Source organism: Burkholderia sp. GbtcB21 (genome assembly GCF_019091065.1).
GTDB classification, from domain to species: domain Bacteria; phylum Pseudomonadota; class Gammaproteobacteria; order Burkholderiales; family Burkholderiaceae; genus Burkholderia; species Burkholderia pyrrocinia_C.
In genome coordinates this window covers 1-24,628 of sequence record NZ_JAGXKA010000023.1, presented here as the reverse complement: position 1 = coordinate 24,628, position 24,628 = coordinate 1, and the positions used below count along the sequence as shown (strand labels likewise).

The 24,628-nt window shown below is 67.4% G+C and carries 22 protein-coding genes and 1 tRNA gene; 18 read left to right on the top strand and 5 right to left on the bottom strand.

Features of this window, described 5'->3' with window-relative positions:
* Positions 1-32: 32 nt before the first annotated feature.
* The 13 genes from fmt to KVT39_RS32960 all read left to right on the top strand — a co-directional run bounded on the left by fmt (position 33) and on the right by KVT39_RS32960 (position 12,312).
* Positions 33-1,016 carry a methionyl-tRNA formyltransferase gene (gene fmt, locus KVT39_RS33020; RefSeq protein ID WP_105389499.1) on the top strand — a complete coding sequence of 328 codons (984 nt, stop codon included), beginning with the start codon at positions 33-35 and terminating at the stop codon, positions 1,014-1,016.
* Between the two features lie 120 nt (positions 1,017-1,136).
* Positions 1,137-1,772, top strand: coding sequence for a LysE family translocator (locus KVT39_RS33015; protein WP_034179356.1), 636 nt, complete (start codon positions 1,137-1,139; stop codon positions 1,770-1,772).
* A 100-nt stretch (positions 1,773-1,872) separates the two neighbouring features.
* On the top strand, positions 1,873-2,730 hold the full coding sequence (htpX, locus tag KVT39_RS33010) for a zinc metalloprotease HtpX (protein ID WP_034179355.1): 858 nt from the start codon (positions 1,873-1,875) through the stop codon (positions 2,728-2,730).
* A gap of 220 nt (positions 2,731-2,950) precedes the next feature.
* A complete protein-coding gene (rsmB, locus tag KVT39_RS33005) occupies positions 2,951-4,342 on the top strand; it encodes a 16S rRNA (cytosine(967)-C(5))-methyltransferase RsmB (protein WP_105389500.1) in 1,392 nt (463 codons plus the stop codon).
* Positions 4,339-4,929 carry a DUF4390 domain-containing protein gene (locus KVT39_RS33000; protein ID WP_034179354.1) on the top strand — a complete coding sequence of 197 codons (591 nt, stop codon included), beginning with the start codon at positions 4,339-4,341 and terminating at the stop codon, positions 4,927-4,929. The genes rsmB and KVT39_RS33000 overlap by 4 nt, the downstream gene beginning before the upstream one ends.
* A complete protein-coding gene (gene esaS / locus KVT39_RS32995; RefSeq protein ID WP_034179353.1) occupies positions 4,919-7,333 on the top strand; it encodes a sensor histidine kinase EsaS in 2,415 nt (804 codons plus the stop codon). The genes KVT39_RS33000 and esaS overlap by 11 nt, the downstream gene beginning before the upstream one ends.
* Positions 7,334-8,035, top strand: a complete 702-nt coding sequence (esaR, locus tag KVT39_RS32990; RefSeq protein WP_034179352.1) for a response regulator transcription factor EsaR — start codon at positions 7,334-7,336, stop codon at positions 8,033-8,035.
* Between the two features lie 61 nt (positions 8,036-8,096).
* Positions 8,097-8,172 (top strand) — tRNA-Phe (locus KVT39_RS32985).
* Positions 8,173-8,523: 351 nt separating this feature from the next.
* The gene (gene queC / locus KVT39_RS32980) at positions 8,524-9,258 is read left to right on the top strand and encodes a 7-cyano-7-deazaguanine synthase QueC (RefSeq protein ID WP_034179351.1); all 735 of its coding nucleotides are present in this window, start codon (positions 8,524-8,526) and stop codon (positions 9,256-9,258) included.
* 75 nt (positions 9,259-9,333) lie between these two features.
* Positions 9,334-9,966, top strand: coding sequence for a 7-carboxy-7-deazaguanine synthase (gene queE, locus KVT39_RS32975; RefSeq protein ID WP_034179350.1), 633 nt, complete (start codon positions 9,334-9,336; stop codon positions 9,964-9,966).
* Positions 9,967-9,984: 18 nt separating this feature from the next.
* The gene (gene queD, locus KVT39_RS32970) at positions 9,985-10,437 is read left to right on the top strand and encodes a 6-carboxytetrahydropterin synthase QueD (protein ID WP_006477472.1); all 453 of its coding nucleotides are present in this window, start codon (positions 9,985-9,987) and stop codon (positions 10,435-10,437) included.
* 316 nt (positions 10,438-10,753) lie between these two features.
* Positions 10,754-11,539, top strand: a complete 786-nt coding sequence (locus KVT39_RS32965; RefSeq protein ID WP_034179349.1) for an HpcH/HpaI aldolase/citrate lyase family protein — start codon at positions 10,754-10,756, stop codon at positions 11,537-11,539.
* On the top strand, positions 11,536-12,312 hold the full coding sequence (locus tag KVT39_RS32960) for a tetratricopeptide repeat protein (RefSeq protein WP_105389501.1): 777 nt from the start codon (positions 11,536-11,538) through the stop codon (positions 12,310-12,312). The genes KVT39_RS32965 and KVT39_RS32960 overlap by 4 nt, the downstream gene beginning before the upstream one ends.
* Before the next feature lie 91 nt (positions 12,313-12,403).
* Here KVT39_RS32960 and rodA read toward each other — a convergent pair whose 3' ends face one another.
* From rodA to KVT39_RS32935, 5 genes are all read right to left on the bottom strand, one after another.
* Positions 12,404-13,552 (bottom strand): rod shape-determining protein RodA, encoded by a 1,149-nt coding sequence (rodA, locus tag KVT39_RS32955; RefSeq protein WP_217591032.1) that lies wholly within the window; start codon positions 13,550-13,552, stop codon positions 12,404-12,406.
* 11 nt (positions 13,553-13,563) lie between these two features.
* Positions 13,564-15,843 (bottom strand): penicillin-binding protein 2, encoded by a 2,280-nt coding sequence (gene mrdA / locus KVT39_RS32950; RefSeq protein WP_034179346.1) that lies wholly within the window; start codon positions 15,841-15,843, stop codon positions 13,564-13,566.
* 104 nt (positions 15,844-15,947) lie between these two features.
* Positions 15,948-16,460, bottom strand: a complete 513-nt coding sequence (gene mreD / locus KVT39_RS32945; RefSeq protein WP_006482567.1) for a rod shape-determining protein MreD — start codon at positions 16,458-16,460, stop codon at positions 15,948-15,950.
* The gene (mreC, locus tag KVT39_RS32940; RefSeq protein WP_217591031.1) at positions 16,457-17,527 is read right to left on the bottom strand and encodes a rod shape-determining protein MreC; all 1,071 of its coding nucleotides are present in this window, start codon (positions 17,525-17,527) and stop codon (positions 16,457-16,459) included. The genes mreD and mreC overlap by 4 nt, the downstream gene beginning before the upstream one ends.
* A 436-nt stretch (positions 17,528-17,963) precedes the next feature.
* Positions 17,964-19,007 (bottom strand): rod shape-determining protein, encoded by a 1,044-nt coding sequence (locus tag KVT39_RS32935; RefSeq protein ID WP_004189550.1) that lies wholly within the window; start codon positions 19,005-19,007, stop codon positions 17,964-17,966.
* A gap of 368 nt (positions 19,008-19,375) precedes the next feature.
* Between KVT39_RS32935 and gatC the strand changes: the two genes are divergently transcribed.
* The 5 genes from gatC to KVT39_RS32910 all read left to right on the top strand — a co-directional run bounded on the left by gatC (position 19,376) and on the right by KVT39_RS32910 (position 24,478).
* Positions 19,376-19,675 (top strand): Asp-tRNA(Asn)/Glu-tRNA(Gln) amidotransferase subunit GatC, encoded by a 300-nt coding sequence (gatC, locus tag KVT39_RS32930; RefSeq protein WP_006477478.1) that lies wholly within the window; start codon positions 19,376-19,378, stop codon positions 19,673-19,675.
* 65 nt (positions 19,676-19,740) lie between these two features.
* Positions 19,741-21,237 carry an Asp-tRNA(Asn)/Glu-tRNA(Gln) amidotransferase subunit GatA gene (gene gatA / locus KVT39_RS32925; RefSeq protein ID WP_034179344.1) on the top strand — a complete coding sequence of 499 codons (1,497 nt, stop codon included), beginning with the start codon at positions 19,741-19,743 and terminating at the stop codon, positions 21,235-21,237.
* On the top strand, positions 21,234-22,706 hold the full coding sequence (gene gatB, locus KVT39_RS32920; RefSeq protein ID WP_217591030.1) for an Asp-tRNA(Asn)/Glu-tRNA(Gln) amidotransferase subunit GatB: 1,473 nt from the start codon (positions 21,234-21,236) through the stop codon (positions 22,704-22,706). Before gatA ends, gatB begins: the two co-directional genes overlap by 4 nt.
* Positions 22,707-22,824: 118 nt before the next feature.
* Entirely contained in the window at positions 22,825-23,664 is an 840-nt protein-coding gene (locus tag KVT39_RS32915) for a polyphosphate kinase 2 family protein (RefSeq protein WP_034179342.1), read from the top strand.
* A gap of 40 nt (positions 23,665-23,704) precedes the next feature.
* Complete coding sequence (locus KVT39_RS32910; protein ID WP_105389504.1) at positions 23,705-24,478, top strand: exodeoxyribonuclease III; 774 nt, start codon at positions 23,705-23,707, stop codon at positions 24,476-24,478.
* Positions 24,479-24,628 lie beyond the last annotated feature (150 nt).

The following is a 24,628-nucleotide window of genomic DNA, read 5'->3' as shown; positions in this document are numbered from 1 at the left end:
CGCGTTCATCCTGCCCGACCCCGAACGCTGTCATGACCCATACGTTGCGCGTGATTTTTGCCGGTACGCCGGAATTTGCCGCGGCTGCGCTCGCCGCGATCCACGAGGCAGGTTTTCCGGTGCCGCTCGTGCTCACCCAGCCCGATCGCCCGGCCGGCCGCGGGATGAAACTGCAGGCGAGCGCCGTGAAGCGCTACGCCGTCGAGCATGGCATGCCCGTCGCGCAGCCGCCGTCGCTGCGCCGTGCGGGCAAGTACCCCGCGGAGGCGGCCGACGCGATCGAGCTGCTGCGCACGACGCCGCACGACGTGATGGTGGTCGCCGCGTACGGCCTGCTGCTGCCGCAGGAGGTGCTCGACATTCCGCGCAGCGGCTGCATCAACATCCATGCGTCGCTGCTGCCGCGCTGGCGCGGCGCCGCGCCGATTCACCGCGCGATCGAGGCCGGCGACGCCGAGACGGGCGTCACGCTGATGCAGATGGACGTCGGCCTCGACACCGGCGCGATGATCGAAGAGGCGCGCATCGCGATCGCGCCCGACGACACGACCGCGACGCTGCACGACCGGCTGGCCGCCGACGGCGCGCGGCTGATCGTCGACGCGCTCGTGCGGCTCGAGCGCGACGGTACGCTGCCGGCGACCCCGCAGCCGGCCGACGGCGTGACCTATGCGGAAAAGATCGGCAAGCACGAAGCGGCGCTCGACTGGCGCAAGCCTGCCGACGTGCTCGCGCGCCAGGTGCGTGCGTTCGATCCGTTTCCCGGCGGCGTCGCGACGCTCGACGGCGCGGCAATCAAGCTGTGGGCGGCCGAGCCGGTGGCGGCGCGTGGCGACGCAGCGCCCGGCACGATCGTCGAGGCCGCGCCGGAAGGCGTGGTCGTCGCGTGCGGCAGTGGCGCGCTGCGCGTCACGCAGTTGCAGAAGCCGGGCGGCAAGCGGCTGCCCGCGCGCGAATTCCTCGCCGGCTCGCCGCTCGCCGCGGGCCAGCGTTTCGCGCTGACCGACCTTGCGTAACGTGACCTGACCGCCATTCGACACGACCTGCCGGCCCTGCGCAATCGGCCGAACGGTCGAGTCGCGCAGCGCGGCAGGCGCGCGTAGAATTTCCCTGCGCTCTCCGGTTTCGAGGTTTTCATGTTCGGCATCACCCATTTCGGCTTCTTCGTGCTGGCAGTTTTCCTGCTGAACGTCACGCCCGGTCCCGACACGGCCTACATCGTCGGCCGCAGCGTCGCGCAGGGCCGCGGCGCGGGGCTGATGTCGGCGCTCGGCATTTCGGCCGGCTGCTGCGTTCACGCGCTCGCGTGCGCATTCGGCCTCACGGCGCTGCTCGCGGCGTCGGCTGCCGCGTTCACGGTGATCAAGCTGGTCGGCGCCGCGTACCTGATCTACCTCGGCGTGCGCATGATCGTCGCGAAGCAGGCCGCCGCGCCGTCGGGCGCCGAGGCCGCCACGGCAGCAAAGCCGCTGCGCCAGCTGTTCATGCAGGGCTTCTGGACCAACGTGCTGAACCCGAAGGTCGTGCTGTTCTTCGTGTCGTTCTTCCCGCAGTTCGTGTCGGCCGACAGCCCGCACAAGGCATTGGCGTTCCTGACCCTCGGCGCGGTGTTCGTCGCGATGAGCACGGTCTGGACCAGCCTGGTCGCATGGGTCGCGGGCAGCGTCACGCAGCGCTTTTCCGGCAAGCCGGGCGTCAGGAAGTGGCTCGACCGCACGGTCGGAAGCGCTTTCGTCGGCCTCGGCCTGCGTCTTGCAGCGTCGCAACGCTGAGATTGAATTTTTCCGGCAAGACCTTATCTAACAAATCGCTTACAATTTTCCGTCGCGCCCTGTGATGCGCGGCGGGTCCCCTGACGGATAAGGAGTGGGTATGTTCAATTGGGTCAAAACGGCGATGCTGATGGCCGCGATCACGGCCCTGTTCATCGTGATCGGCGGAATGATCGGCGGCTCGCGTGGCATGACGATCGCGCTGCTGTTCGCGCTCGGCATGAATTTCTTCTCGTACTGGTTCTCCGACAAGATGGTGCTGCGCATGTACAACGCGCAGGAAGTCGACGAGAGCACGGCGCCGCAGTTCTACCGGATGGTGCGCGAGCTGGCCACGCGCGCGAACCTGCCGATGCCGCGCGTCTACCTGATCAACGAGGATGCGCCGAACGCGTTCGCGACGGGCCGCAACCCCGAGCATGCGGCGGTCGCCGCGACGACGGGCATCCTGCGCGTGCTGTCGGAGCGCGAGATGCGCGGCGTGATGGCGCACGAGCTCGCGCACGTGAAGCACCGCGACATCCTGATCTCGACGATCACTGCGACGATGGCGGGCGCGATCTCGGCGCTTGCGAACTTCGCGATGTTCTTCGGCGGGCGCGACGAGAACGGCCGGCCGGCCAACCCGATCGCGGGCATTGCGGTCGCGCTGCTCGCGCCGATCGCCGGCGCGCTGATCCAGATGGCGATTTCGCGGGCACGCGAGTTCGAGGCCGACCGCGGCGGCGCGCAGATTTCCGGCGATCCGCAGTCGCTCGCGACCGCGCTCGACAAGATCCATCGCTATGCGGCCGGCATCCCGTTCCAGGCGGCCGAAGCGCATCCGGCCACCGCGCAGATGATGATCATGAACCCGCTCCGCGCCGGCGGCCTGCAGAACCTGTTCTCGACGCACCCGGCCACCGAGGAACGCATCGCGCGCCTGATGGAGATGGCGCGTACCGGCCGCTTCGATTAAACCGCAGCGCATCGCGCGGCCGTTGCCGCGCGGCGTCCGCCCCGCCACCCCGCACGCTTCGCGCTGCGGGGTGTTTCATTTGTGCGCGCCGTAAAGGGGCCAAAGGGGCCGCATGGTCGCACGCTACAATGCGCGGTTTGGGATCGCAGGGCCGCGCGGCCGCAGCAATCCCGCCGTTTGCCGCATTTGTTTGCTGCGTTTGTTTGCCGATTCCGCTCCGATGACACGAACCCGTTCTTCCGCCCCGTCTTCTTCCGGCCGCCCGGCGCGCCTGTCCGCGCCGCATCTTGCGCCCGATTCGCTCGGCTTCGCACTCGACGCGGCCGCGCAGGCGGTCGATGCGGTACGGCGCGGCACAGCGCTGCCGGCAGCGCTGTCGGCGGTATTCGCGCAGATGGCGTCCGGTGCACAGGCGCTCGCGCGCGGCGCGACGCAGGACGTCGCGTACCGGACGATGCGTCGCCTCGGCAGCGTGGACTGGCTGATCGGCCGGCTCGTCAGCAAGGCGCCGCCCGCGCACGTGAACGCGGTGCTCGCCGGCGCGCTCGCGCTGCTGCTCGATCCGGCGGACGATGCCGCATATTCGGCGTTCACGGTGGTTGACCAGGCCGTGACCGTGATCGGCGCACGCCGCGAATACGCATTCGCGAAGGGGTTGGTCAACGCGGTGCTGCGTCGCTTCCTGCGCGAGCGCGACGTGCTCGTCGCGGCGATGCAGGACGACGCCGTTGCGCGCTGGAATTACCGCGCATGGTGGGTCGATGCAGTGAAGCGCGCATGGCCCGACGCATGGCAGGCGATCCTCGCGGCCGGCGAGCGCCAGGGGCCGCTGACGCTGCGCGTGAATGCGCGTCGCGCGAGCGTCGACGCGTATCTCGACACGCTGCGCGCGAGCGGGATCGACGCGACCGCGATCGGCCGGCATGCGGTGCGGCTCGCATCGGCGCTGCCGGTCGAGCGCATTCCGGGATTCGCCGACGGCGTGGTATCGGTGCAGGATGCCGGCGCGCAGCTCGCGGCCGAATGGCTCGGCGCGCGCGACGGCATGCGCGTACTCGATGCATGCGCGGCACCCGGCGGCAAGACCGGCCATATTCTCGAGCTGGCCAACGCGGAAGTCGTCGCGCTCGAAAGCGACGCGACGCGCGCGGCGCGCATCGGCGAGAACCTCGTGCGCCTGTCGCTCGCAGCGGACGTGCGCGTCGGCGATGCGGGTGCGCCCGGCGCGTGGTACGACGGGCGCCCGTTCGACCGCATCCTGGCCGACGTGCCGTGCTCGGCATCGGGCATCGTGCGGCGGCATCCCGACATCCGCTGGCTGCGCCGCGAGGCCGACATCCCGGCGCTCGTCGCGGAACAGCGCCGCATCCTGTCGGCGCTGTGGCCGCTCGTGAAGCCGGGCGGCGAACTGCTTTACGTGACCTGCTCGATCTTCCCCGAGGAAGGCGAGTTGCAGGCCCGCTGGTTTGAAGCGGTCTGTGAAGATGCGGTACGATTGGACGCCCCCGGCCAGCTGCTGCCGGGCGGAGTGCAGGGAGGGGCTGCCGCCGGCGCACTCGACCAGAACACCGATCACGACGGATTTTTCTACGCGCGGTTTCAGAAACGGTGACGATCAAACACCTTTTTCCACTTCGGCTCGCGGCCGTCCTGATGGTCGCGTTGACGCTGTGCCTGGCCGTCGTCCGGCCGGCGCATGCGCAGTCGATCGCCGTGCAGCGCGCGTCGCTCCAGGCCGACGGAAGCGGCTGGAGCCTCGATGCCCGCTTCGATTTCGAGCTGAATCCGAACCTCGAGGATGCCGTCAACAAGGGCATCCCGCTTTACTTCACGACCGACTTCGAGCTGAGCCGCGCGCGCTGGTACTGGTTCGACGAGCAGCCGGTGTCGGTGACGCAGACGATCCGCCTGTCGTTCCAGCCGCTCACGCGCGAATACCGCGTGTCGACGGGCGGCCTGCAGCTCGGCTTCCCGTCGTTGAAGGACGCGCTCGCGGTGGTCAGGCACATCACGTCGTGGCACGTGATCGACCGCAACCAGGTGCGCCTGGGGGAAACCTACATGGCGTCGGTGCGGATGCAGCTCGATACGGCGCTGATGCCGAAGCCGTTCCAGGTCGACGCCGTGAACAATCGCGACTGGACGCTCGGGTCGGACTGGAAGCGCTTCAACTTCACGGTGACCGAACGTGCTAAATAAAGTGCGCCGCGCGGCCAGCGGGAAGAGCCTCCTCGTTCGCGTGATCGTCTCGACCGTCGCGTTCACCGCGCTGCTGCTGCTCGTGCTGCTCGCGGCCGCGAGCGCGAATACCGAATTCTTCGATCGCTACTATTCGTGGCTGTACGCGACCAACATCGTCGTCGCGCTGGTGTTCCTGCTCGTGGTGCTCGGGCTGATCGGGATGATCGTCGTGCGCCTGAGGAAGGGCAAGTTCGGCACGCGGCTGCTCGCGAAGCTCGCGGTGTTCTTCGCGCTCGTTGGCGTGGTGCCGGGCGGGATCATCTACATCGTGTCGTACCAGTTCGTGTCGCGCAGCATCGAGTCGTGGTTCGACGTGAACGTCGAGACGGCGCTGACGGCCGGCCTGAACCTCGGCCGCGGGATGCTCGATGCGTCGCTGTCCGATCTGCAGACGAAGGCGCGGCTGATGTCCGACCAGCTCGCGAGCGTCGACGCGAACACGAACGGCACGACGCTCACGCTGCTGCGGTTGCGCGACCAGTTCGGCGTGCAGGACGCGACGATCGTCGAGCCGAGCCGCGGCGGTTCGGGCGCGGCGCCCGACCTGCACATCGTCGCGCAGGCATCGGGCAATTTCGCGGCGCTGATTCCGGACGACCTGCCGACGCCGCTGATGCTGAGCCAGGCGCGCGAACACGGCGCGTACGCGGCGATCGAAGGCGAAGTCGACGGCGACCCGCGCGCGCATGGCGCGAAGGGCGCGCTGCGGCTGCGCGTCGTGCGGCCGATTCCCGATGCGACGACGTCGCTGCTGCAGCCGGCCGAACGCTTCCTGCAGCTCACACAGCCGGTGCCGCCGACGCTCGCGCACAACGCGGACGCCGTGCAGCGCGCGTATCGCGAGTATCAGGAAAAGGCGCTCGGCCGCACGGGCCTGCGCAAGATGTACATCGGCACGCTGACGCTCGCGCTGTTCCTCGCGACCTTCATCGCGATGATGCTCGCGCTCGCGCTCGGCCAGCAGCTCGCGCGGCCGCTGTTCCTGCTCGCGCAGGGCACCAAGGAGATCACGGAAGGCGACTACACGCCGAAGCGCGAGATCAAGACGCGCGACGAGCTCGGCTTCCTCACGCAGTCGTTCAACGCGATGACGCGCCAGTTGTCCGAGGCGCGTCTCGCGGTCGAGAAGAACCGCATCGCGCTCGAGCATTCGAAGACCTATCTCGAGAGCATCCTCGCGAACCTGACGGCCGGCGTGTTCGTGCTCGACCGCCAGTTCCGGCTGACGACGGCCAACCGCGGCGCCGAGCGGATCTTCCGGCAGCCGTTCAACGCGCTGATCGGCACGACGCTCGACCGGATCGGCGTTGCGGCGGGATTCGGCGCGATGGTGCGCAAGGCGTTCGCCGATCGCGAGGCGGCATCCGACGGCGGCAGCGGCGATCGCGGCCACTGGCAGCAGCAGTTCGCGATCGAGATGCCGGGCGAAACCGAACCGCTGACACTGCTCGTGCGCGGCGCGCGCCTCGTGTCGACGGTCGAGGGGCAGGCCGAAGATCCGCAGACGTCCGGTTACGTCGTGGTATTCGACGACATTTCCGACGTGATTTCCGCGCAGCGCTCGGTTGCGTGGGGCGAGGTCGCGCGGCGGCTCGCGCATGAGATCAAGAATCCGCTGACGCCGATCCAGCTGTCGGCCGAGCGGCTGCAGATGAAGCTGTCCGACAAGCTCGCGCCGTCCGACGCGGATGTGCTCAAGCGCGGCGCGACGATGATCGTCAACCAGGTGGCCGCGATGAAGCGGATGGTCGACGATTTCCGCGAATACGCGCGCACGCCGCCGGCGGTGCTTGCGAACCTGCAGTTGAACGAACTGGCGAGCGAGGTGCTCGGGCTGTACGGCGTCGGCGAAGGCAAGAGCCCGATCGTCGCCGAGCTCGCGCCGTCGCTGCCGGTGATTCGCGGCGACGCGACGCAATTGCGCCAGGTGATCCACAACCTGCTGCAGAATGCGCAGGATTCGGTCGCGGAAGCCGCGCATCCGCGTGTGTTGATCGAAACCAAGACAGTAGAATATGGCGATCCCGACGCAGAGGGTAAAACGCGCGTCGCGGTACGTCTTACCGTGTCCGACAACGGGCCCGGTTTTCCGGCACGCATCCTGACCCGCGCGTTCGAGCCTTACGTGACGACGAAGGCGAAGGGCACGGGGCTCGGGCTGGCCACGGTCAAGAAGATCGTCGACGAGCACGGTGCGCGGATCGATCTGCGCAATCGCATGCACGGCGAGACCGTCGAGGGTGCGCAGGTGTCGATCCTGTTCCTGCAGATGGCGAGCGATGCGCCAGGCGCCGAACCGGGCGCGCAGGACGGGACGACCCCCGCTAAGACAAAAGCAAGTGAGCAGACAAGGGCAGCGTAAATGGCAACCATCCTGGTGGTAGATGATGAAATGGGCATCCGGGAATTGCTCTCGGAGATCCTCAGCGATGAAGGACATGTCGTCGAGGCAGCGGAGAACGCGCAGGCAGCGCGGGAATACCGGCTGAATCAGGCGCCCGATCTCGTGCTGCTCGATATCTGGATGCCCGATACCGACGGCGTCACGTTGCTCAAGGAATGGGCGGCGCAGGGGCTGCTGACGATGCCCGTGATCATGATGTCCGGGCACGCGACGATCGACACGGCCGTCGAGGCGACGAAGATCGGCGCGCTCGATTTCCTCGAGAAGCCGATCGCGCTGCAGAAGCTGCTGAAGTCCGTCGAGCACGGTCTCGCACGCGGCGCGGCGCCGGTGTCCGCGAACGCGGCGGCGAAAGGCGGCGCCGGACAGGCAGCGGGGCCCGCGGCGGTTGCGTCCGCGGCTGCGCTGCCGACGCTCGGCGACGACATGGCGGCGGCACTCGGCCTCGCGGGGCAGACGGCCGCGATCCCGTTCGACATCCCGTTGCGCGAAGCGCGCGATGCGTTCGAGCGTGCGTACTTCGAATATCACCTCGCGCGCGAGAACGGCAGCATGACGCGCGTCGCGGAGAAGACGGGCCTCGAGCGCACGCACCTGTATCGCAAGCTCAAGCAGCTGGGCGTCGAGCTCGGCAAGAAGCCGTCCGAAGGCGCGGTATAAAATTTTTTTGCGAAAACGCTTGAGCAGGTGGGAAAAGCTCGATATACTTTCATTCTTCGTTGGCCCGGTAGCTCAGTTGGTAGAGCAGCGGATTGAAAATCCGCGTGTCGATGGTTCGATTCCGTCCCAGGCCACCAGCAGTTCCAACCCCAAGAATCGGAAGGTTCTTGGGGTTTTTCGTTTGTGGTGGGTATTGCGTGTCATAGGCGGCGTGTGCGGCAGCATTCGCGGGGGCATGATAAAATCCGTGCCCGCTCAATGACTTAGCGCATCGCTTCATGCGCACGGCAGGCCGCCAGCAACGCGCCGCCGTGATGCGCGGCAACGATGTCGCGCGATGGGCGGTATAAGCGCTCCGCCGCGTTCGCGGCCGACCGCGCTGCCTATACTGGTCGAGCCGGCGCAGGCCGGTACGCGTCGGGCCGCCCGGCGGCAGCCGGCCCCGCGGCGCAGCGCGACGCGAGCCTATACATTCACGGAGTATCACGGTGATTCGGACAGACGCTAAAGACGGCGCGCTCGTGTTGTTTTCCGGCGGGCAGGACTCGGCCACGTGCGTGGCGTGGGCCCTCGAACGCTACCAGACGGTCGAGACCCTCGGCTTCGATTACGGCCAGCGTCATCGTGTCGAGCTCGAATGCCGCGAAGGCGTACGCGAAGCGCTGAAGCGCGACTTTTCCGCGTGGACGGACCGGCTCGGCGACGATCACATGATCGACCTGTCGGTGCTCGGCGCGATCAGCGATACCGCGATGACGCGCACGATCGAGATCGAGACGACGGCGAGCGGCCTGCCGAACACGTTCGTGCCGGGCCGCAACCTGCTGTTCATGACGATCGCCGCGGCGATCGCGTATCGCCGCGGGCTGCGCGTGCTGGTCGGCGGGATGTGCGAGACCGATTTTTCGGGCTACCCCGACTGCCGCGACGACACGATGAAGGCGCTGCAGGTCGCGCTGAATCTCGGGATGGACACGCGCATCGTGCTCGAGACGCCGCTGATGTGGCTCGACAAGGCGCAGACGTGGCAGCTCGCCGAGCAGCTCGGCGGCGAAGCGCTCGTCGAACTGATCCGCGTCGAGACGCACACGTGCTACGTGGGCGAGCGCGCGGAACTGCACGACTGGGGCTTCGGCTGCGGCGAGTGCCCGGCCTGCAAGCTGCGCAAGCGCGGCTACGAGGCCTACCTGAAGGGCGAGCGGGTGACCGAAGCGCCGCTGTGACGCGGCTGCGCCGGCAGCGCTTGATGAATAACGGATTCTGATCGACAACGAGCGGCGCGAGCCGGACGACGGACGATGACTTACGCGGTCAAGGAAATTTTCTACACGTTGCAGGGCGAGGGCGCGAACGCGGGCCGGCCGGCCGTGTTCTGCCGGTTCGCCGGCTGCAACCTGTGGTCGGGCCGCGAAGAGGATCGCGAGGAGGCCGTGTGCCGCTTCTGCGATACGGACTTCGTCGGCACCGACGGCGAGAACGGCGGCAAGTTCAAGGACGCCGAAGCGCTCGTCGCGACGATCGCCGGCCTGTGGCCGGACGGCGAAGCGCACCGCTTCGTCGTCTGCACGGGCGGCGAGCCGATGCTGCAGATCGACCAGCCGCTCGTCGACGCGCTGCACGCGGCCGGCTTCGAGATCGCGATCGAGACCAACGGCTCGCTGCCGGTGCTCGAATCGATCGACTGGATCTGTGTGAGCCCGAAGGCCGACGCGCCGCTCGTGGTCACGAAGGGCAACGAACTGAAGGTCGTGATCCCGCAGGACAACCAGCGGCTGGCCGACTATGCGAAGCTCGACTTCGAGTATTTCCTCGTCCAGCCGATGGACGGCCCGTCGCGCGACCTCAATACGAAGCTCGCGATCGACTGGTGCAAGCGTCATCCGCAGTGGCGCCTGTCGATGCAGACCCACAAATATCTGAACATTCCCTGAGCCACGGCCTTTGACATCGTGCTGATTACCCGAAAACTCGAATTCGACGCGGGCCACCGCATTCCCGATCACCGCAGCCAGTGCAGGAACCTGCACGGCCATCGCTACGTGCTCGAAATCACGTTGCGCGGCGATCTCGTCGATACCGAGGGCGCTCCCGACCGTGGCATGGTGATGGATTTCGCCGACGTGAAGGCGCTCGCGATGGAGCACCTCGTCAGCAAGTGGGACCACGCATTCCTGGTCTATGCGCGCGACGACGTCGTGCGCTCGTTCCTCGAACAGATGGCCGACCACAAGACCGTCGTGATCGACCGGATCCCGACCGTCGAGAACCTCGCGGCGATCGCGTTCGACCTGCTCGCGAACGTGTACGACGCGCACTACGGCGTGAACCTGCGCCTCGAGCGCGTGCGTCTGTACGAAACGCCGAACTGCTGGGCCGACGTCGAGCGCCAGCCCGGCCGCTGATCCTGCCTTCCCGGCAGCCCCGCCGGCCGGCGCGGGCTGCCCGTCACCGCGCCCCGCGGCCTCGTCCCGCGCCGGCGCTGCTCCCCGTCCGTTCCCACATTCCGCGTAACGCCGCGCTATGATCGTTGCGTGGCACCGTAAAACGCACCCGTGCGCGGTCGCGCGGCCCGCGCTGTCAGATCGGCCGCCCACGGCCGACTGACGTTGAAGGGCGCGGTCTGGCGCCGCCGCCGCGCTGCGCCGCCCGGCGTGTTGCGCCCCGCTTCGCCTGATGCTTGTCCCGTTCGATTGCCGTTCCGTCCAGGAGGCCGTATCGATGAGCACGCTCACCAATTCCCTCAAACAACGCCTGCGCGACGGCGACGAGCCGTTGTATGGCCTGTGGCTGTCGCTCGGCAGCGACTCGGCCGCGGAAGCGCTCGCGCACGCCGGCTACGACTGGCTCTGCATCGACATGGAGCACGCGCCGAACGATAGTCGCGACGTCGTGTCGCAGTTGCGCGCGATCGCCGCCGCGCACCTGCCGAGCGAGCCTGTCGTGCGCGTGCCGGCGCGCGAGCCGTGGCTCGTGAAGCGCGCGCTTGACGCCGGCGCACGCACGCTGATGTTTCCGTGCATCGAGACGCCAGACGACGCTGCGCACGCGGTGCGGCTCACGCGCTTCCCGTCGCCGGAATCGCCTGACGGGCTGCGCGGCGTCGCGGGCATGGTGCGCGCGGCGGCGTTCGGCATGCGCCGCGATTACGTGCTGACGGCGAATGCGCAGGTCGCGGTGATCGTGCAGATCGAATCGGCGCGCGGCGTCGACGAAGTCGAGCGGATCGCGGCGACGCCCGGCGTTGACTGCCTGTTCATCGGCCCGGCCGATCTCGCGGCGAGCCTCGGGCATCTCGGCGACATCCGCCACCCGGACGTCGAAACCGCGATGGCGCGCGTGCTCGCGGCCGGCAAGCAGGCCGGCGTCGCGGTCGGCATCTTCGCGGGCGACACGGCGGGCGCGCGGCAGTACCGCGAGGCCGGCTACCGGATGATCACGCTGTCGGCCGACGTGAGCTGGCTGCTGCGTGCGACGCGGCAAGCGCTGCAGGAGGTACGGTCATGAACGGCGGCGACGGCGCGTCTTGCGGGCGCGCGCAGGGTGCGGCCGGTGCGCGCGGGCGGTTCGGCGCGATGCTCGGCCTGTGGGCCGTGTGTGTCGCGGCGGCCGCGCAGGGCGCGCCGCAAGCGAAGCCCGATCCGTCGCGCGAGACGCAATCGGCGGTCGCCGACTACAACGCCGGCGACTATCGCGCGGCGCTGGTGCAGTTCCACGACGCAGCCGAGCGCGGCGACCGTCTCGCGCAATTCAACTACGCGATGATGCTGCTGACGGGCGAAGGCGTGACGGCGAACGTCGACGAAGGGCTGCGCTGGCTGAAGCGCGCGGCCGACGCGAACATGTCGCATGCGCAGTACGTGTACGGCCGGATGTTCGACGACGGCGAGTTCGTCGCGCGCAATCCGGCCGAAGCGCATCGCTGGTTCCTGCGGGCGGCGAAGCAGGGGCACGTGCAGGCCGAGCTGTCGCTCGCGAACCAGTTCCTCGACGGGCGCGGCACACCACGCGACAACCGGCAGGCGTTCGCGTGGTACAAGCAGGCCGCCGATGCGGGCGAGCCGACCGCGCAGTACGTGACCGCGTCGTTCTACGAGCGCGGCGGCGACGGCGTTGCGCAGAACCTGAACATCGCGCGGGCCTATTACGCGGCGGCGGCCGCGCAGGGCGACGAGACGGCCGGATTGAAATTCAAGGAGTTGAGCGCGCGGCTGAAGGCGCAGGGGCCGGCGTCGGGCGTCGGTGCCGAGCCGGGGAGCCCGCGCGCGGCACCGCAGTGAGCGGGCGCCGCGCCGCGTTGCCGCGTTCGACACGCACGATAAAAAACGGCGCCGGGGCGCCGTTTTTCTTGGCCGCGGCCGTGCCGCGCGGTCAGCTCTTCATCAGCCGCCGCTGTCGCCCGACGCTCATGATCATCCCGATCGCGATGCCGAGCGTCGCGAGCGCGGTGCCGCCGTAGCTCATGAACGGCAACGGCACGCCGACGACCGGCAGCACGCCGCTCACCATCCCGATGTTGACGAACGCATAGACGAAGAACGCGAGCGTGAGCGAGCCCGCGAGCAGGCGGCCGAACAGCGTCGCGCCCTGCGCGGCGATATAGAGCCCGCGCGCGATCAGCGTCATGTACAGCGTCAGCAGCACGATCCCGCCGACCAGCCCCCATTCCTCCGAGAACACCGCGAAGATGAAGTCGGTGTGCTTCTCCGGAATGAATTCGAGGTGCGCCTGCGTGCCTTTCAGGTAGCCCTTGCCGAGCACGCCGCCCGAGCCGATCGCGATCACGGCCTGGATCGTGTGGAAGCCCTTGCCGAGCGGGTCGGAGGTCGGGTCGAGCAGCGTGCACACGCGGTGCTTCTGGTAGTCGTGCATCAGCGGCCACTGCACTTCGGGCTGGCAGATGCGGTCCTCGAACACGGCGATCGACCCGACCGCGATCACGCCCGCGACGAGCACCGGCACAATCAGCTTGAACGACAGGCCGGCGAGGTAGATCACGAAGAAGCCGGCCGCGAACACGAGCAGGCCCGTGCCGAGGTCGGGCTGCTTCGCGATCAGTCCGACCGGCACCATCAGGATCCCGAACGCGGCGAGGAAGTCGTACCAGCGCAGCCCGCCTTCGCGGCGCTGGTAGTACCACGCGAGCATCAGCGGCGTCGCGATCTTGAGGATCTCCGACGGCTGGATCACGACGCCGACGTTCAGCCAGCGCTTCGCGCCCTTCTTCGTCATCCCGAACAGCGCGACCGCGATCAGCAGCGCGACCCCGAACGTATAGAGCGGGACCGCGAAGCGCATCAGCGTGGTCGGCGGGATGTTGGCGATCACCCACATCAGCACGAACGTCAGCAGGATGTTGCGCAACTGGTCCTCGACGCGGCCCGGCATGTCGATCGCCGCGCTGTACAGCGTGACGATGCCGACGCACAGCAGCAGGAACACGATGAGGGCGAGCGGGCGGTCGAAGCCCGCGAACATCTGCTTGATCTTGTCGAGCCAGGCGCGCTTGTCGAATTGCATGCCTTTCTCCGTTAATGAGCGGTGCCGGCGTCCGCCGCTTTCGCGGGGGCCGTCGCACGGTGGTTGTCGTCCCGCGGCGCGGCGACGAGCGGCTGCGCGTCGCTGGCGGGCCGGCGCGGCCGGTGCGGGCGCCGGATCGGCGGCAGGCTCGCGGCCATCGGCGCCGCGGCGCTCGCCGGCTGCGCAGCGTTTGCACCGGCCGCACCCGACGCATCGGGCGCCGATGCGGCCGATGCCGCATCCGCCGCGCTGGCCGCGGTCGGCACGACGGGCTGCGGCAGCGCCTTGAAGCCGGCGGCGACGGCGGCGGGCTTGTTCGCGTCGCCGATCACCGGTGCATTCACGGGTTCGGTCGCCGACGCCGCGGCAGCCACGGCCGCGGCTTCGTTCTGCGGGTTCTGGCGCTCGACGAGGAAGAAGTCGAGCACGCGGCGCGCGATCGGGCCCGCGGCCTGCGCGCCCCAGCCGCCGTTCTCGACGACCAGCGCCAACGCGATCTGCGGATGGTCGACCGGCGCGTACGCGATGAACAGCGCGTGGTCGCGCAGATGCTCGGCGAGCAGGTGGCCCTTGTAGTTGGAGCCCTGCAGCGAGAACACCTGAGCGGTACCGGTCTTGCCGGCGGCGAGATACGGCGCGCCGCGGAACACCTTGTACGCGGTGCCGGACGGGTTCTCGATCACGTTCTCCATCCCGCGCTTCACGACGTCGATGTCGGCCTGCTTGAGCGGGATCGTTTCACTTTCCTTCGGCACGGTCAGGCGGCGCCCGCGCGAGATCGGATCCTCGACTTCCTTCACGAGGTGGGGCTTCATCACGATGCCGTTGTTCGCGAGCGTCGCGGTTGCGTGCGCGAGCTGCAGGATCGTGAACGAGTTGTAGCCCTGGCCGATCCCGAGGCTGATCGTCTCGCCGTCGAACCACTTCTGCTGCGCGGCCTTCTTGAACGCCTTCTTCTTCCAGTCGGTCGACGGCAGGATCCCGCGCGCTTCGCCCTGGATGTCGATCCCGGTGATCTGGCCGAAGCCGAACGGCTTCATGAAGTTCGCGATCGCGTTCACGCCGAGGTCGCGCGCGAGCATGTAGAAGTAGGTGTCGTTCGACACCATGATCGCCTTGTTCATGTCGACCCAGCCCTGGCCCGAGCGCACGTCGTTGCGGAACGTGTGGCCGCCGAACGTGAAGTAGCCGGGATCCTGGAACCCCCAGCCCGGCGAGCGCTTGCCGAGCGTCAGGCCCGCGAGCGCCATGAACGGCTTGTACGTCGAGCCGGGCGGATAGGTGCCGTGCAGCGGACGGTTCAGCAGCGGCTTGTCGGTCGAGTTGTTCAGCTCGTCCCAGGTCTGCTGGTCGATGCCGTCGACGAACGAATTCGGGTCGAAGCTCGGCGACGACACGAACGCGAGCACGTCGCCCGTCTTCGGCTCGATCGCGACGAGCGCGCCGCGCTTGCCGGCGAACGCCTGCTCGGCAACCTGCTGCAACCCGATGTCGAGCGACAGCACGAGGTTGTTGCCGGGCGTCGCCTGCGTGCGCGACAGCGTGCGCACGGGCCGGCCGCCGGCCGTCACCTCGACTTCCTCGAAGCCGGTCAACCCGTGCAGCTCGGTCTCGTAGCTCTGCTCGACGCCAATCTTGCCGATGTAGTCGGTGCCCTTGTAGTTGTTCGCGTCGCGTCGCGGATCGTAGTTTTCCTGGTCGCTGTCGTTGTCGTCGCTGATCGCGTCGATCCGATCCTGGTCGCGCTTCGAGATTCGGCCGATGTAGCCGATCACGTGTGCGGCCGTCGTGCCGAGCGGATATTGGCGGAACAGCCGCGCGCGCACGTCGACGCCGGGGAAGCGGAAGCGCTGCGCGGTGAAGCGCGCGACTTCCGCGTCGGTGAGCCGCGTGCGGATCGGCAGGCTCTCGAAGTTCTTCGAGTCTTCCTGCAGCTTCTTGAAGCGGCGGCGGTCGCGTGCGTCGATCGGGATGATCTCGGACAGCTTGTCGATCGTGTTGTCGAGCGTGTCGTCGAGCTTCGATGGCGTGATCTCGAGCGTGTACGCCGAATAGTTCTTCGCGAGGATCACGCCGTTGCGGTCGGTGATGATCCCGCGGTTCGGCACGATCGGCGCGACCGAGATGCGGTTTTCCTCGGCCTGCAGCGCGTATTTGCCGTGCTGCATCAGTTGCAGGTAGAAGAAGCGGCTCGCGAGCAGCCCGAAGCAGACGAACACGAACACGCCCGCCGCCGCGACGCGCAGGCGGAACTTCGAGAGCTGCTGTTGGGTGTCGTTGAATTCGGTCATGCGGTTGAGCGTCTATCCGACCCGCGCGCGGGCGGGCGAGGTGCCGCCCCGGAGCGCGGCGCGCGGCGGGATTGGGGGCGGCGGGTATTCAAAGGTCGTCCGGCTCAGATGGGGCGCGTATCGTCCGGATCGACCGGACGGCGTTGCGGCATCAGCAGCAGGTGGCTCGCGATCGGCCACAGCGCGGCCTCGACGAAGCCGTCGACCAGGTAGCGCCAGCCGGGGAACGCGGCGCCCATCAAGAGACGGATCACGAACGGCACGAGCTGCGCGACGACGAGCAGCGGCGTGACATACAGCACCTGCACGCCGATCGGCATCCACAGTACGCGGCGGTGGATCGTGATCGCGCCGTACGACAGCAGCGTATAGGCGAGCGCGTGCTCGCCGAGCAGCCCCGCGTCATGCACGTCCATCAGGATGCCGAGCGCGAACGCGACGCCCATCCCGACCTTGCGCGGCTGGTGGATGTTCCAGAACAGCAGCACGAGCGCGACGAAGTCGGGCACGCCGGGCAGGCGGCCCCACGGCATCAGGTTCAGCAGGAACGCGGCGGCGAGGCTGAAGACGATGAAGTACGGATTGACCGGCTGCAGGATGTATTGCGGGCGGTTCATCGCTGGGCTCCTGGTTGCCCGGCCGCGGGCTTCGCGGGTGCGGCGGCGGGCTTGGCCGGAGCGGCGGGCGCGGCCGGCGCGGGCTTCGCGCCGGGCTGGGCGGCGGCGGCCGGCTTTGCGTTCGCGTCGGCCTTGTCGGTTTTCTCGCCCTTCGCGGCGGCTTTCGCGCCCTTCTTGCCGCCCTTCGCGTTCTTGTCGGCGGCCGGTTCGAGCTCGACCGGGCGCGGCGGGATGTCGTTCTGGTAATGCAGCACGAGCATCTGGCGCGCGCCGCGCACGGCCGCGACCGGCGCGCAGGTCACGCGCGCGAATGCGGTGTCGGCGAGCTTGTCGACGCGCGCGACCTTCGCGACCGGCAGGCCGGGCGGATAGACGCCGTCGAGGCCGCTCGTGACGAGTTCGTCGCCGACCACGAGATCCGCGCTCGTCGGCACGAAGCGCAGGTCGAGCGAATCGCCCTTCGGCGTGCCGTAGATCACGCTGCGCAGGCCGGTGCGCAGCACCTGCACCGGAATCGCGAGATCGCGGTCGGTGACCAGCGTGACTTCGGACTGCAGCGGGAACACGCGCGTAATCTGGCCGACCACGCCGTCCTCGCTGACCACGGGCGCGCCGTTCTGGATGCCCTGCTGCGAACCTTGCCCGACCACGATCTTCTGCGTGAACGGATCGCTCGTGTCGTACTGGATCTCGACCGGCGTCGATTGCGTCGCGATGTGCTGGCGCAGTTCGAGCACCGCGCGCAGGTGCATGTTTTCCTGCGCGAGCACGGCGGCCTGGTTGGCCTGCGTCGACAGTTGCAGGTTGCGCTTGCGGAGGTCGTCGTTCTCGTGGCGCAGCGATGCGCCGGTGACGGCGATGTCGGCCGCGCCCATGAACAGGTCGCGGGGCACGAGCGCCGCGCGCTGCAGCGGATAGAGCACGGTGCCGAGCACGCCGCGCAGGATTTCGAGCGTGCTGAAGCGCGCGTCCGACACGAGGAGCGCGATGGCGAGGGCAACGAAGAAGATGAGCCGCGCGAGCGCGGGCGGACCTTGCTTGAAGAGGGGCGGCGGACTGTATTCCATGGTCGGCGCCGGGCGCGTGTGATCGGTTAAATGATGCTCAGACGCGCAAACGGCGCGGCGGTTCGTTCTAAACGAGCGATCCGGCCACGCCGCAGGTGCGTCATATCAACGAAACTGGGGGGCTGTTTTTCCATGAAACGTGCGTGCGTTGCCCCGAAACGGGCCGCTCGCAAGGATCGCGACGCCGCGAATACTGAACGTATTCGCAAGGAGCATGACGCAGCGAGCGGCCCGTTTCGGGGCAACCCCAAATTTAAAATTCATTCCACGGGAATGCCCGAAATCGGCCGCATGGCGGCGTCGTTCGTCGCTTGTTTGGCGCGGCCAAACGGCGCTCCTCACTTCTTGCTTGCGCCCCGCAAGGAAGTCCCCTTGGGGGACGACCGATTTCGGGCATTCGCACGTACGTTTCATGGGAAAACAGCCCCCTAGACGATCACTCGTACGAGAAGATGCTGCCCAGCTTGTCCATGCGCTCGAGCGCCATGCCCGAACCGCGCACGACGCAGGTGAGCGGATCTTCGGCGACGAGCACCGGCAGGCCGGTTTCTTCCGCGAGCAGGCGGTCGAGGTCGCGCAGCAGCGCGCCGCCGCCCGTCAGCATCATCCCGCGTTCGGCGATGTCGGCGCCGAGTTCCGGCGGCGTCTGTTCGAGCGCGATCTTCACCGACGACACGATCTGGTTCAGCGGATCGGTCAGCGCTTCGAGGATTTCGTTGCTGGAGATCGTGAAGCTGCGCGGAATGCCTTCCGACAGGTTGCGGCCCTTCACTTCCATTTCCTTGACTTCGGAGCCCGGGAACGCGGAGCCGATTTCCTTCTTGATCGCCTCGGCCGTTTGTTCGCCGATCAGCATCCCGTAGTTGCGGCGGATGTAGTTGACGATCGCCTCGTCGAACTTGTCGCCGCCGACGCGCACCGAGCCCTTGTACACGATGCCGCCGAGCGAGATCACGCCGACTTCCGTCGTGCCGCCGCCGATGTCGACGACCATCGAGCCGGTGGCTTCCGACACCGGCAGGCCCGCGCCGATCGCGGCCGCCATCGGCTCCTCGATCAGGTAGACCTGCGATGCGCCGGCGCCGTGCGCGGCTTCCTTGATCGCGCGGCGCTCGACCTGGGTCGAGCCGCACGGCACGCAGATGATGATGCGCGGCGACGGCGAGAACATGCGCGACTCGTGCGCCGTCTTGATGAACTGCTTGATCATCTGCTCGGTGACGGTGAAGTCGGCGATCACGCCGTCCTTCATCGGGCGGATCGCCTCGATGTTGCCCGGCACCTTGCCGAGCATCTGCTTGGCTTCCTTGCCGACCGCCTGGATCGTCTTCTTGCCGTTGGGGCCGCCTTCCTGGCGAATCGACACGACGGACGGTTCATCGAGCACGATGCCCTTGCCGCGCATGTAGATCAGGGTGTTTGCGGTGCCGAGATCGATCGCGAGATCGTTGGAGAAGTAGCTGCGCAAAAAACCGAACATTCAGAATCCTGTTTCGCTCTGGGCCGGCCCTGTATAGCGAGCGCTGGGGGGCGGCAGCGGAAAAAATAACAGCCTCGGGAAGCGTGGCGGAAGCGGCCGCCGCGGCGCACGAAGCTGCGAGTGATGTCTACCGGGGATCGCACGAAGCACGCACGGCTTGCCGAAGCGGGGCGAAACGGTGCGGGAAAAGGCTGCCGGGTTTGGGTCGAACGCGTAATGATACCTTATAATTTCACGGTATTTGAATCGAAACGGGCGGTATTTTTGCCGCTTCGGTCCCGATTTTTGAGGGTGGGATCGCACCCTCCAACCCCCCGCCGCGGCGCTGCTTTCGATGCGCTGCGCAGCCTTGTTTTTCCGGTGATCGCATGGCCCTGACCCTGACCGATGTGAAACGCATCGCGCACCTGGCGCGACTCGAAATGGCCGACGCCGACGCCGAGCACATGCTCGGCCAGCTCAATGAATTCTTCGGCCTCGTCGAGCAGATGCAGGCGGTCGACACCGCCGGCATCGCGCCGCTCGCCCACCCGATCGAACAGATCCAGGAAGTCGCGCAGCGCCTGCGCGACGACGCCGTGACGGAAGTCGTCAATCGCGACGACAACCAGCGTCCGGCGCCGGCCGTCCAGGACGGCCTCTATCTCGTGCCGAAGGTGATCGAGTAAGCATTCGACGACAAGCGCGCCGGCCAGCACCGCGCGCCACCCAGAATTCCCAGGAAAACCACTCAATGCACGCAAAAAGCCTGACCGAACTGCGCGCCGCGCTCGCCGCCAAGGAATGCTCGGCCGTCGAGCTCGCGCAGCTCTACCTGAAACGGATCGACGCCGCGCGCGACCTGAACGCGTTCGTCCACGTCGACGCCGATCTGACCCTCGCGCAGGCGAAAGCCGCCGACGCCGAGCTCGCGCGCGGCGCGGGCGGCGCGCTGACCGGCCTGCCGATCGCGCACAAGGATGTCTTCGTCACGCGCGGCTGGCGCTCGACCGCCGGCTCGAAGATGCTCGCGAACTACGAGAGCCCGTTCGACGCGACCGTCGTCGCCCGCCTGCAGGCGGCCGGCATGGTCACGCTCGGCAAGACCAACATGGACGAGTTCGCGATGGGCTCGTCGAACGAGAACTCCGCGTTCGGCGCGGTGAAGAACCCGTGGGACACCAACGCGGTGCCGGGCGGCAGCTCGGGCGGCAGCTCGGCCGCCGTCGCCGCGCGCCTCGCGCCGGCCGCTACCGGCACCGACACCGGCGGCTCGATCCGCCAGCCCGCGTCGTTCGCGGGCGTGACGGGCATCAAGCCGACCTACGGCCGCGTGTCGCGCTACGGGATGATCGCGTTCGCGTCGTCGCTCGACCAGGGCGGCCCGATGGCGCAGAGCGCGTCCGACTGCGCGCTGCTGCTCAATGCGATGGCCGGTTTCGACGAGCGCGACTCGACGAGCCTCGAGCGCGACGACGAGGATTTCACGCGCCACCTCGGCCAGCCGTGGGCGGCCGGCAACGATGCGGGCAAGCCGCTCGCGGGCCTGCGCATCGGCTTGCCGAACGAGTATTTCGGCGACGGCCTCGCCGACGACGTGCGCGCGACGATCGACGCGGCGCTTAAAGCTTACGAAGCGCTCGGCGCGACGCTCGTGCCGGTGTCGCTGCCGAAGACGGAACTGTCGATCCCCGTGTACTACGTGATCGCGCCGGCCGAGGCGTCGTCGAACCTGTCGCGTTTCGACGGCGTGCGCTTCGGCCATCGCGCCGCGCAGTACGGCGACCTGCTCGACATGTACAAGAAGTCGCGCGCCGAAGGCTTCGGCCCCGAGGTGAAGCGCCGGATTCTGGTCGGCGCGTACGTGCTGTCGCACGGCTACTACGACGCGTACTACCTGCAGGCGCAGAAGATCCGCCGCATCATCGCGCAGGATTTCCAGGAAGCGTTCAAGTCCTGCGACGTGATCATGGGCCCGGCATCGCCGACGGTCGCATGGGATCTCGGCGCGAAGGGCGACGATCCGGTGCAGATGTATCTCGCGGATATCTATACGCTGTCGGTGAGCCTCGCCGGCCTGCCCGGCATGAGCGTGCCGTGCGGCTTCGGCGCGGGCGCGAATGCGAAGCGCCCGGTCGGCCTGCAGATCATCGGCAACTATTTCAACGAAGCCCGGATGCTGCAGGTTGCCGACGCGTTCCAGCGCGCGACCGACTGGCACAAGCAAGTTCCGGCAGGAGTGCAAGCATGACCCAATGGGAAGTCGTTATCGGCCTCGAGACGCACGCGCAACTGTCGACCGTCTCGAAGATTTTCTCGGGCGCGCCGACGCAGTTCGGCGCCGAGCCGAACACGCAGGCATGCCCGGTCGACCTGGCGCTGCCGGGCGTGCTGCCGGTACTGAACCGCGGCGCGGTCGAACGCGCGATCCGCTTCGGCCTCGCGATCGGCTCGACCATCGCGCCGCGCAGCATCTTCGCGCGCAAGAATTATTTCTACCCCGATCTGCCGAAGGGTTATCAGATCAGCCAGTACGAGATTCCGGTCGTGCAGGGCGGCCAGATCACGATCCAGGTGCCGGCCAACGACAAGGCTGGCAAGGCCGCGTACGAGAAGACGATCAACCTCACCCGCGCACACCTCGAGGAAGATGCGGGCAAGTCGCTGCACGAGGACTACGCGGGGATGACGGGGATTGACCTGAATCGCGCGGGCACGCCGCTCCTCGAGATCGTCACCGAGCCGGAAATGCGTAGCGCGGCCGAGGCCGTGGCCTATGCGAAGTCGCTGCACGCGCTGGTCGTGTGGCTCGGCATCTGCGACGGCAACATGCAGGAAGGGTCGTTCCGCTGCGATGCGAACGTGTCGGTGCGGCCGGTCGGCCAGAAGGAATTCGGCACGCGCGCCGAGATCAAGAACCTGAACTCGTTCCGCTTCCTCGAAGAGGCGATCAACTACGAAGTGCAGCGTCAGATCGAACTGATCGAGGATGGCGGCGAAGTCGTGCAGGAAACGCGCCTCTACGATCCGGACAAGCGCAAAACGGCGTCGATGCGCAGCAAGGAAGACGCGCACGATTACCGCTACTTCCCCGATCCCGACCTGATGCCGCTCGTGATCGGCCAGGACTGGATCGAGCGCGTGCAGTCCGGGATGCCCGAGTTGCCGGCCGCGATACAGCAGCGCTTCGTCGAGCAGTACGGCGTGTCCGCGTACGACGCGGGCGTGCTGACGTCGAGCAAGGCGATGGCCGCGTATTTCGAGGCCGTGGTCGCGAAGGCCGGCGCCGCGAACGCGAAGATCGCCGCGAACTGGCTGATGGGCGACGTGTCGTCGCAGCTGAACCGCGACGGCATCGAGATCGACGCGATTCCGGTGTCGGCGGCCCAGCTTGCACTCGTGCTGCAGCGTATCGCCGACGGCACGATCTCGAACAAGATCGCGAAGGAAATCTTCTCGACGATCTGGGACGAGAAGGCGGACGACGAAGGCGCGGCCGACCGCATCATCGACGCGAAGGGGCTGAAGCAGATCTCCGACACCGGCGCGCTGGAAGCGATCATCGACGAGGTGCTCGCGGCGAATGCGAAGTCGGTCGAGGAATTCCGCGCGGGCAAGGAAAAGGCGTTCAACGCGCTGATCGGCCAGGCGATGAAGGCGACGAAGGGCAAGGCCAATCCGCAGCAGGTCAACGAACTGCTGAAGAAAAAGCTCGGCTGAACATGATCGCGCGCCTGAACCGCGCTTGACGACGGGCCGCCCCGAACTTGTTCCGGGCGGCCCGTCGCGTTTGGTGGGTGCGTTATCGTATGCACCACACCGCCCAACGGAGGAACGCATGGCGAAACAACCGTCGCTCGACGATTTCCGCGTGCCGTACAGCACGCGCGAGAAGGAAGCCGCCGCATTCAAGCTCGATGCGTTCGACCCGGCCGCGAAGCCGTTCTCGTCCGGTTCGAAGGATGCCGACCGCGAACGGCTGTCGGCCGTGTCGATCGAACTCGACACGCAGCAGGAGCGCCTGCACACGCAGCAGAAGAAGCGCGTGCTGCTCGTGCTGCAGGGGATGGATACCAGCGGCAAGGACGGCACCGTGCGCGCGGTGTTCCGCGAGGTCGATCCGCTCGGCCTGCGCGTCGTGTCGTTCAAGGCGCCGACGCCGATCGAAGCCGTGCACGATTTCCTGTGGCGCGTACACGCGCAGGTGCCGGCCGCGGGCGAGCTCGCGATCTTCAATCGCAGCCACTATGAAGACGTGCTGGTGCCGCGCGTGCTCGATACGATCGACAGCAAGGAATGCGAGCGCCGCTACCGGCAGATCCGCGATTTCGAGACGATGCTGGTCGAGAACGGCACGACGATCGTCAAGTGCTTCCTGCACATCTCGAAGGACGAGCAGCGCGCGCGGCTGCAGGCGCGCATCGACGATCCGACCAAGCACTGGAAGTTCGACATCTCCGATCTCGACGCGCGCAAGCACTGGGACGCGTACCAGTCAGCGTACCGCGACGCGCTCGCCGCGACGTCGGCCGAGCATGCGCCGTGGTACGTGATCCCGGCGGACTCGAAGACGCACCGCAACGTGATGATCGCCGAGCTGCTGCTGCGCACGATGACCGACATGAAGCTGGAATTCCCGCCGCCGAAGCCCGAGCTCGAAGGCGTGAAGATCCGTTAAGCTGCCACCCTGTAAAACATCGAACTGAACGGAACCCGACATGATGCGAGTGATTACCGCCAACCTGAACGGCATCCGCTCCGCCGCGAAGAAGGGCTTCTTCGACTGGCTCGGCGAGCAGAACGCCGATTGCGTGTGCGTGCAGGAAATCAAGGTATCGGCCGACGACCTGCCGGCCGAATTCGTCGAGCCGCACGGCTTCAGGAGTTATTTCCACCACGCCGAGAAGAAGGGCTACAGCGGCGCGGGCGTGTACAGCCGCCACGAGCCCGACGACGTGATCATCGGCTTCGGCAGCAGCGAATTCGATTCCGAGGGGCGCTACGTCGAGGCGCGCTACGGCAAGCTGTCGGTCGTATCGGTGTACGTGCCGTCCGGCTCGAGCGGCGAAGAGCGCCAGCAGGCGAAGTACCGCTTCATGGACGAATTCATGCCGCACCTCGCGCAGCTCAAGAAGAAGCGCGAAGTGATCCTGTGCGGCGACGTGAACATCGTCCACAAGGAAATCGACATCAAGAACTGGAAGAGCAACCAGAAGAACTCGGGCTGCCTGCCGGAAGAGCGCGAGTGGCTCACGAAGCTGTTCGACGACGTCGGTTATGTCGACGTGTTCCGCACGCTCGACCAGCGCGCCGAGCAGTACACGTGGTGGAGCAACCGCGGCCAGGCGTACGCGAAGAACGTCGGGTGGCGGATCGACTACCAGATCGCGACGCCGGGCGTGGCCGGCACCGCGAAGAGCACGTCGATCTTCAAGGACATCAAGTTCAGCGATCATGCGCCGCTGACGGTGGACTACGACTACAAGAAGTGACCGCCGGCGCTACGCAGCGCGCGTAGCGGTCGAACCATCCGGCCGCCGGATGCAAAACGGGCCGCATGTCGAACTGAATTGACCCCCAAGAGTTGGACATCACTCCAACCCTTGGGGGGTTTTTTCATGACGAAGTATGACCCGTCGTTC

Coding starts and splice junctions, on each gene's coding strand:
- fmt (WP_105389499.1), top strand. CDS start 33: ATGACCCATACGTTGCGCGTGATTTTTGCCGGTACGCCGGAATTTGCC.
- KVT39_RS33015 (WP_034179356.1), top strand. CDS start 1,137: ATGTTCGGCATCACCCATTTCGGCTTCTTCGTGCTGGCAGTTTTCCTG.
- htpX (WP_034179355.1), top strand. CDS start 1,873: ATGTTCAATTGGGTCAAAACGGCGATGCTGATGGCCGCGATCACGGCC.
- rsmB (WP_105389500.1), top strand. CDS start 2,951: ATGACACGAACCCGTTCTTCCGCCCCGTCTTCTTCCGGCCGCCCGGCG.
- esaR (WP_034179352.1), top strand. CDS start 7,334: ATGGCAACCATCCTGGTGGTAGATGATGAAATGGGCATCCGGGAATTG.
- queE (WP_034179350.1), top strand. CDS start 9,334: ATGACTTACGCGGTCAAGGAAATTTTCTACACGTTGCAGGGCGAGGGC.
- KVT39_RS32965 (WP_034179349.1), top strand. CDS start 10,754: ATGAGCACGCTCACCAATTCCCTCAAACAACGCCTGCGCGACGGCGAC.
- KVT39_RS32960 (WP_105389501.1), top strand. CDS start 11,536: ATGAACGGCGGCGACGGCGCGTCTTGCGGGCGCGCGCAGGGTGCGGCC.
- rodA (WP_217591032.1), bottom strand. CDS start 13,552: ATGCAATTCGACAAGCGCGCCTGGCTCGACAAGATCAAGCAGATGTTC.
- mrdA (WP_034179346.1), bottom strand. CDS start 15,843: ATGACCGAATTCAACGACACCCAACAGCAGCTCTCGAAGTTCCGCCTG.
- mreD (WP_006482567.1), bottom strand. CDS start 16,460: ATGAACCGCCCGCAATACATCCTGCAGCCGGTCAATCCGTACTTCATC.
- mreC (WP_217591031.1), bottom strand. CDS start 17,527: ATGGAATACAGTCCGCCGCCCCTCTTCAAGCAAGGTCCGCCCGCGCTC.
- KVT39_RS32935 (WP_004189550.1), bottom strand. CDS start 19,007: ATGTTCGGTTTTTTGCGCAGCTACTTCTCCAACGATCTCGCGATCGAT.
- gatC (WP_006477478.1), top strand. CDS start 19,376: ATGGCCCTGACCCTGACCGATGTGAAACGCATCGCGCACCTGGCGCGA.
- gatA (WP_034179344.1), top strand. CDS start 19,741: ATGCACGCAAAAAGCCTGACCGAACTGCGCGCCGCGCTCGCCGCCAAG.
- gatB (WP_217591030.1), top strand. CDS start 21,234: ATGACCCAATGGGAAGTCGTTATCGGCCTCGAGACGCACGCGCAACTG.
- KVT39_RS32915 (WP_034179342.1), top strand. CDS start 22,825: ATGGCGAAACAACCGTCGCTCGACGATTTCCGCGTGCCGTACAGCACG.
- KVT39_RS32910 (WP_105389504.1), top strand. CDS start 23,705: ATGATGCGAGTGATTACCGCCAACCTGAACGGCATCCGCTCCGCCGCG.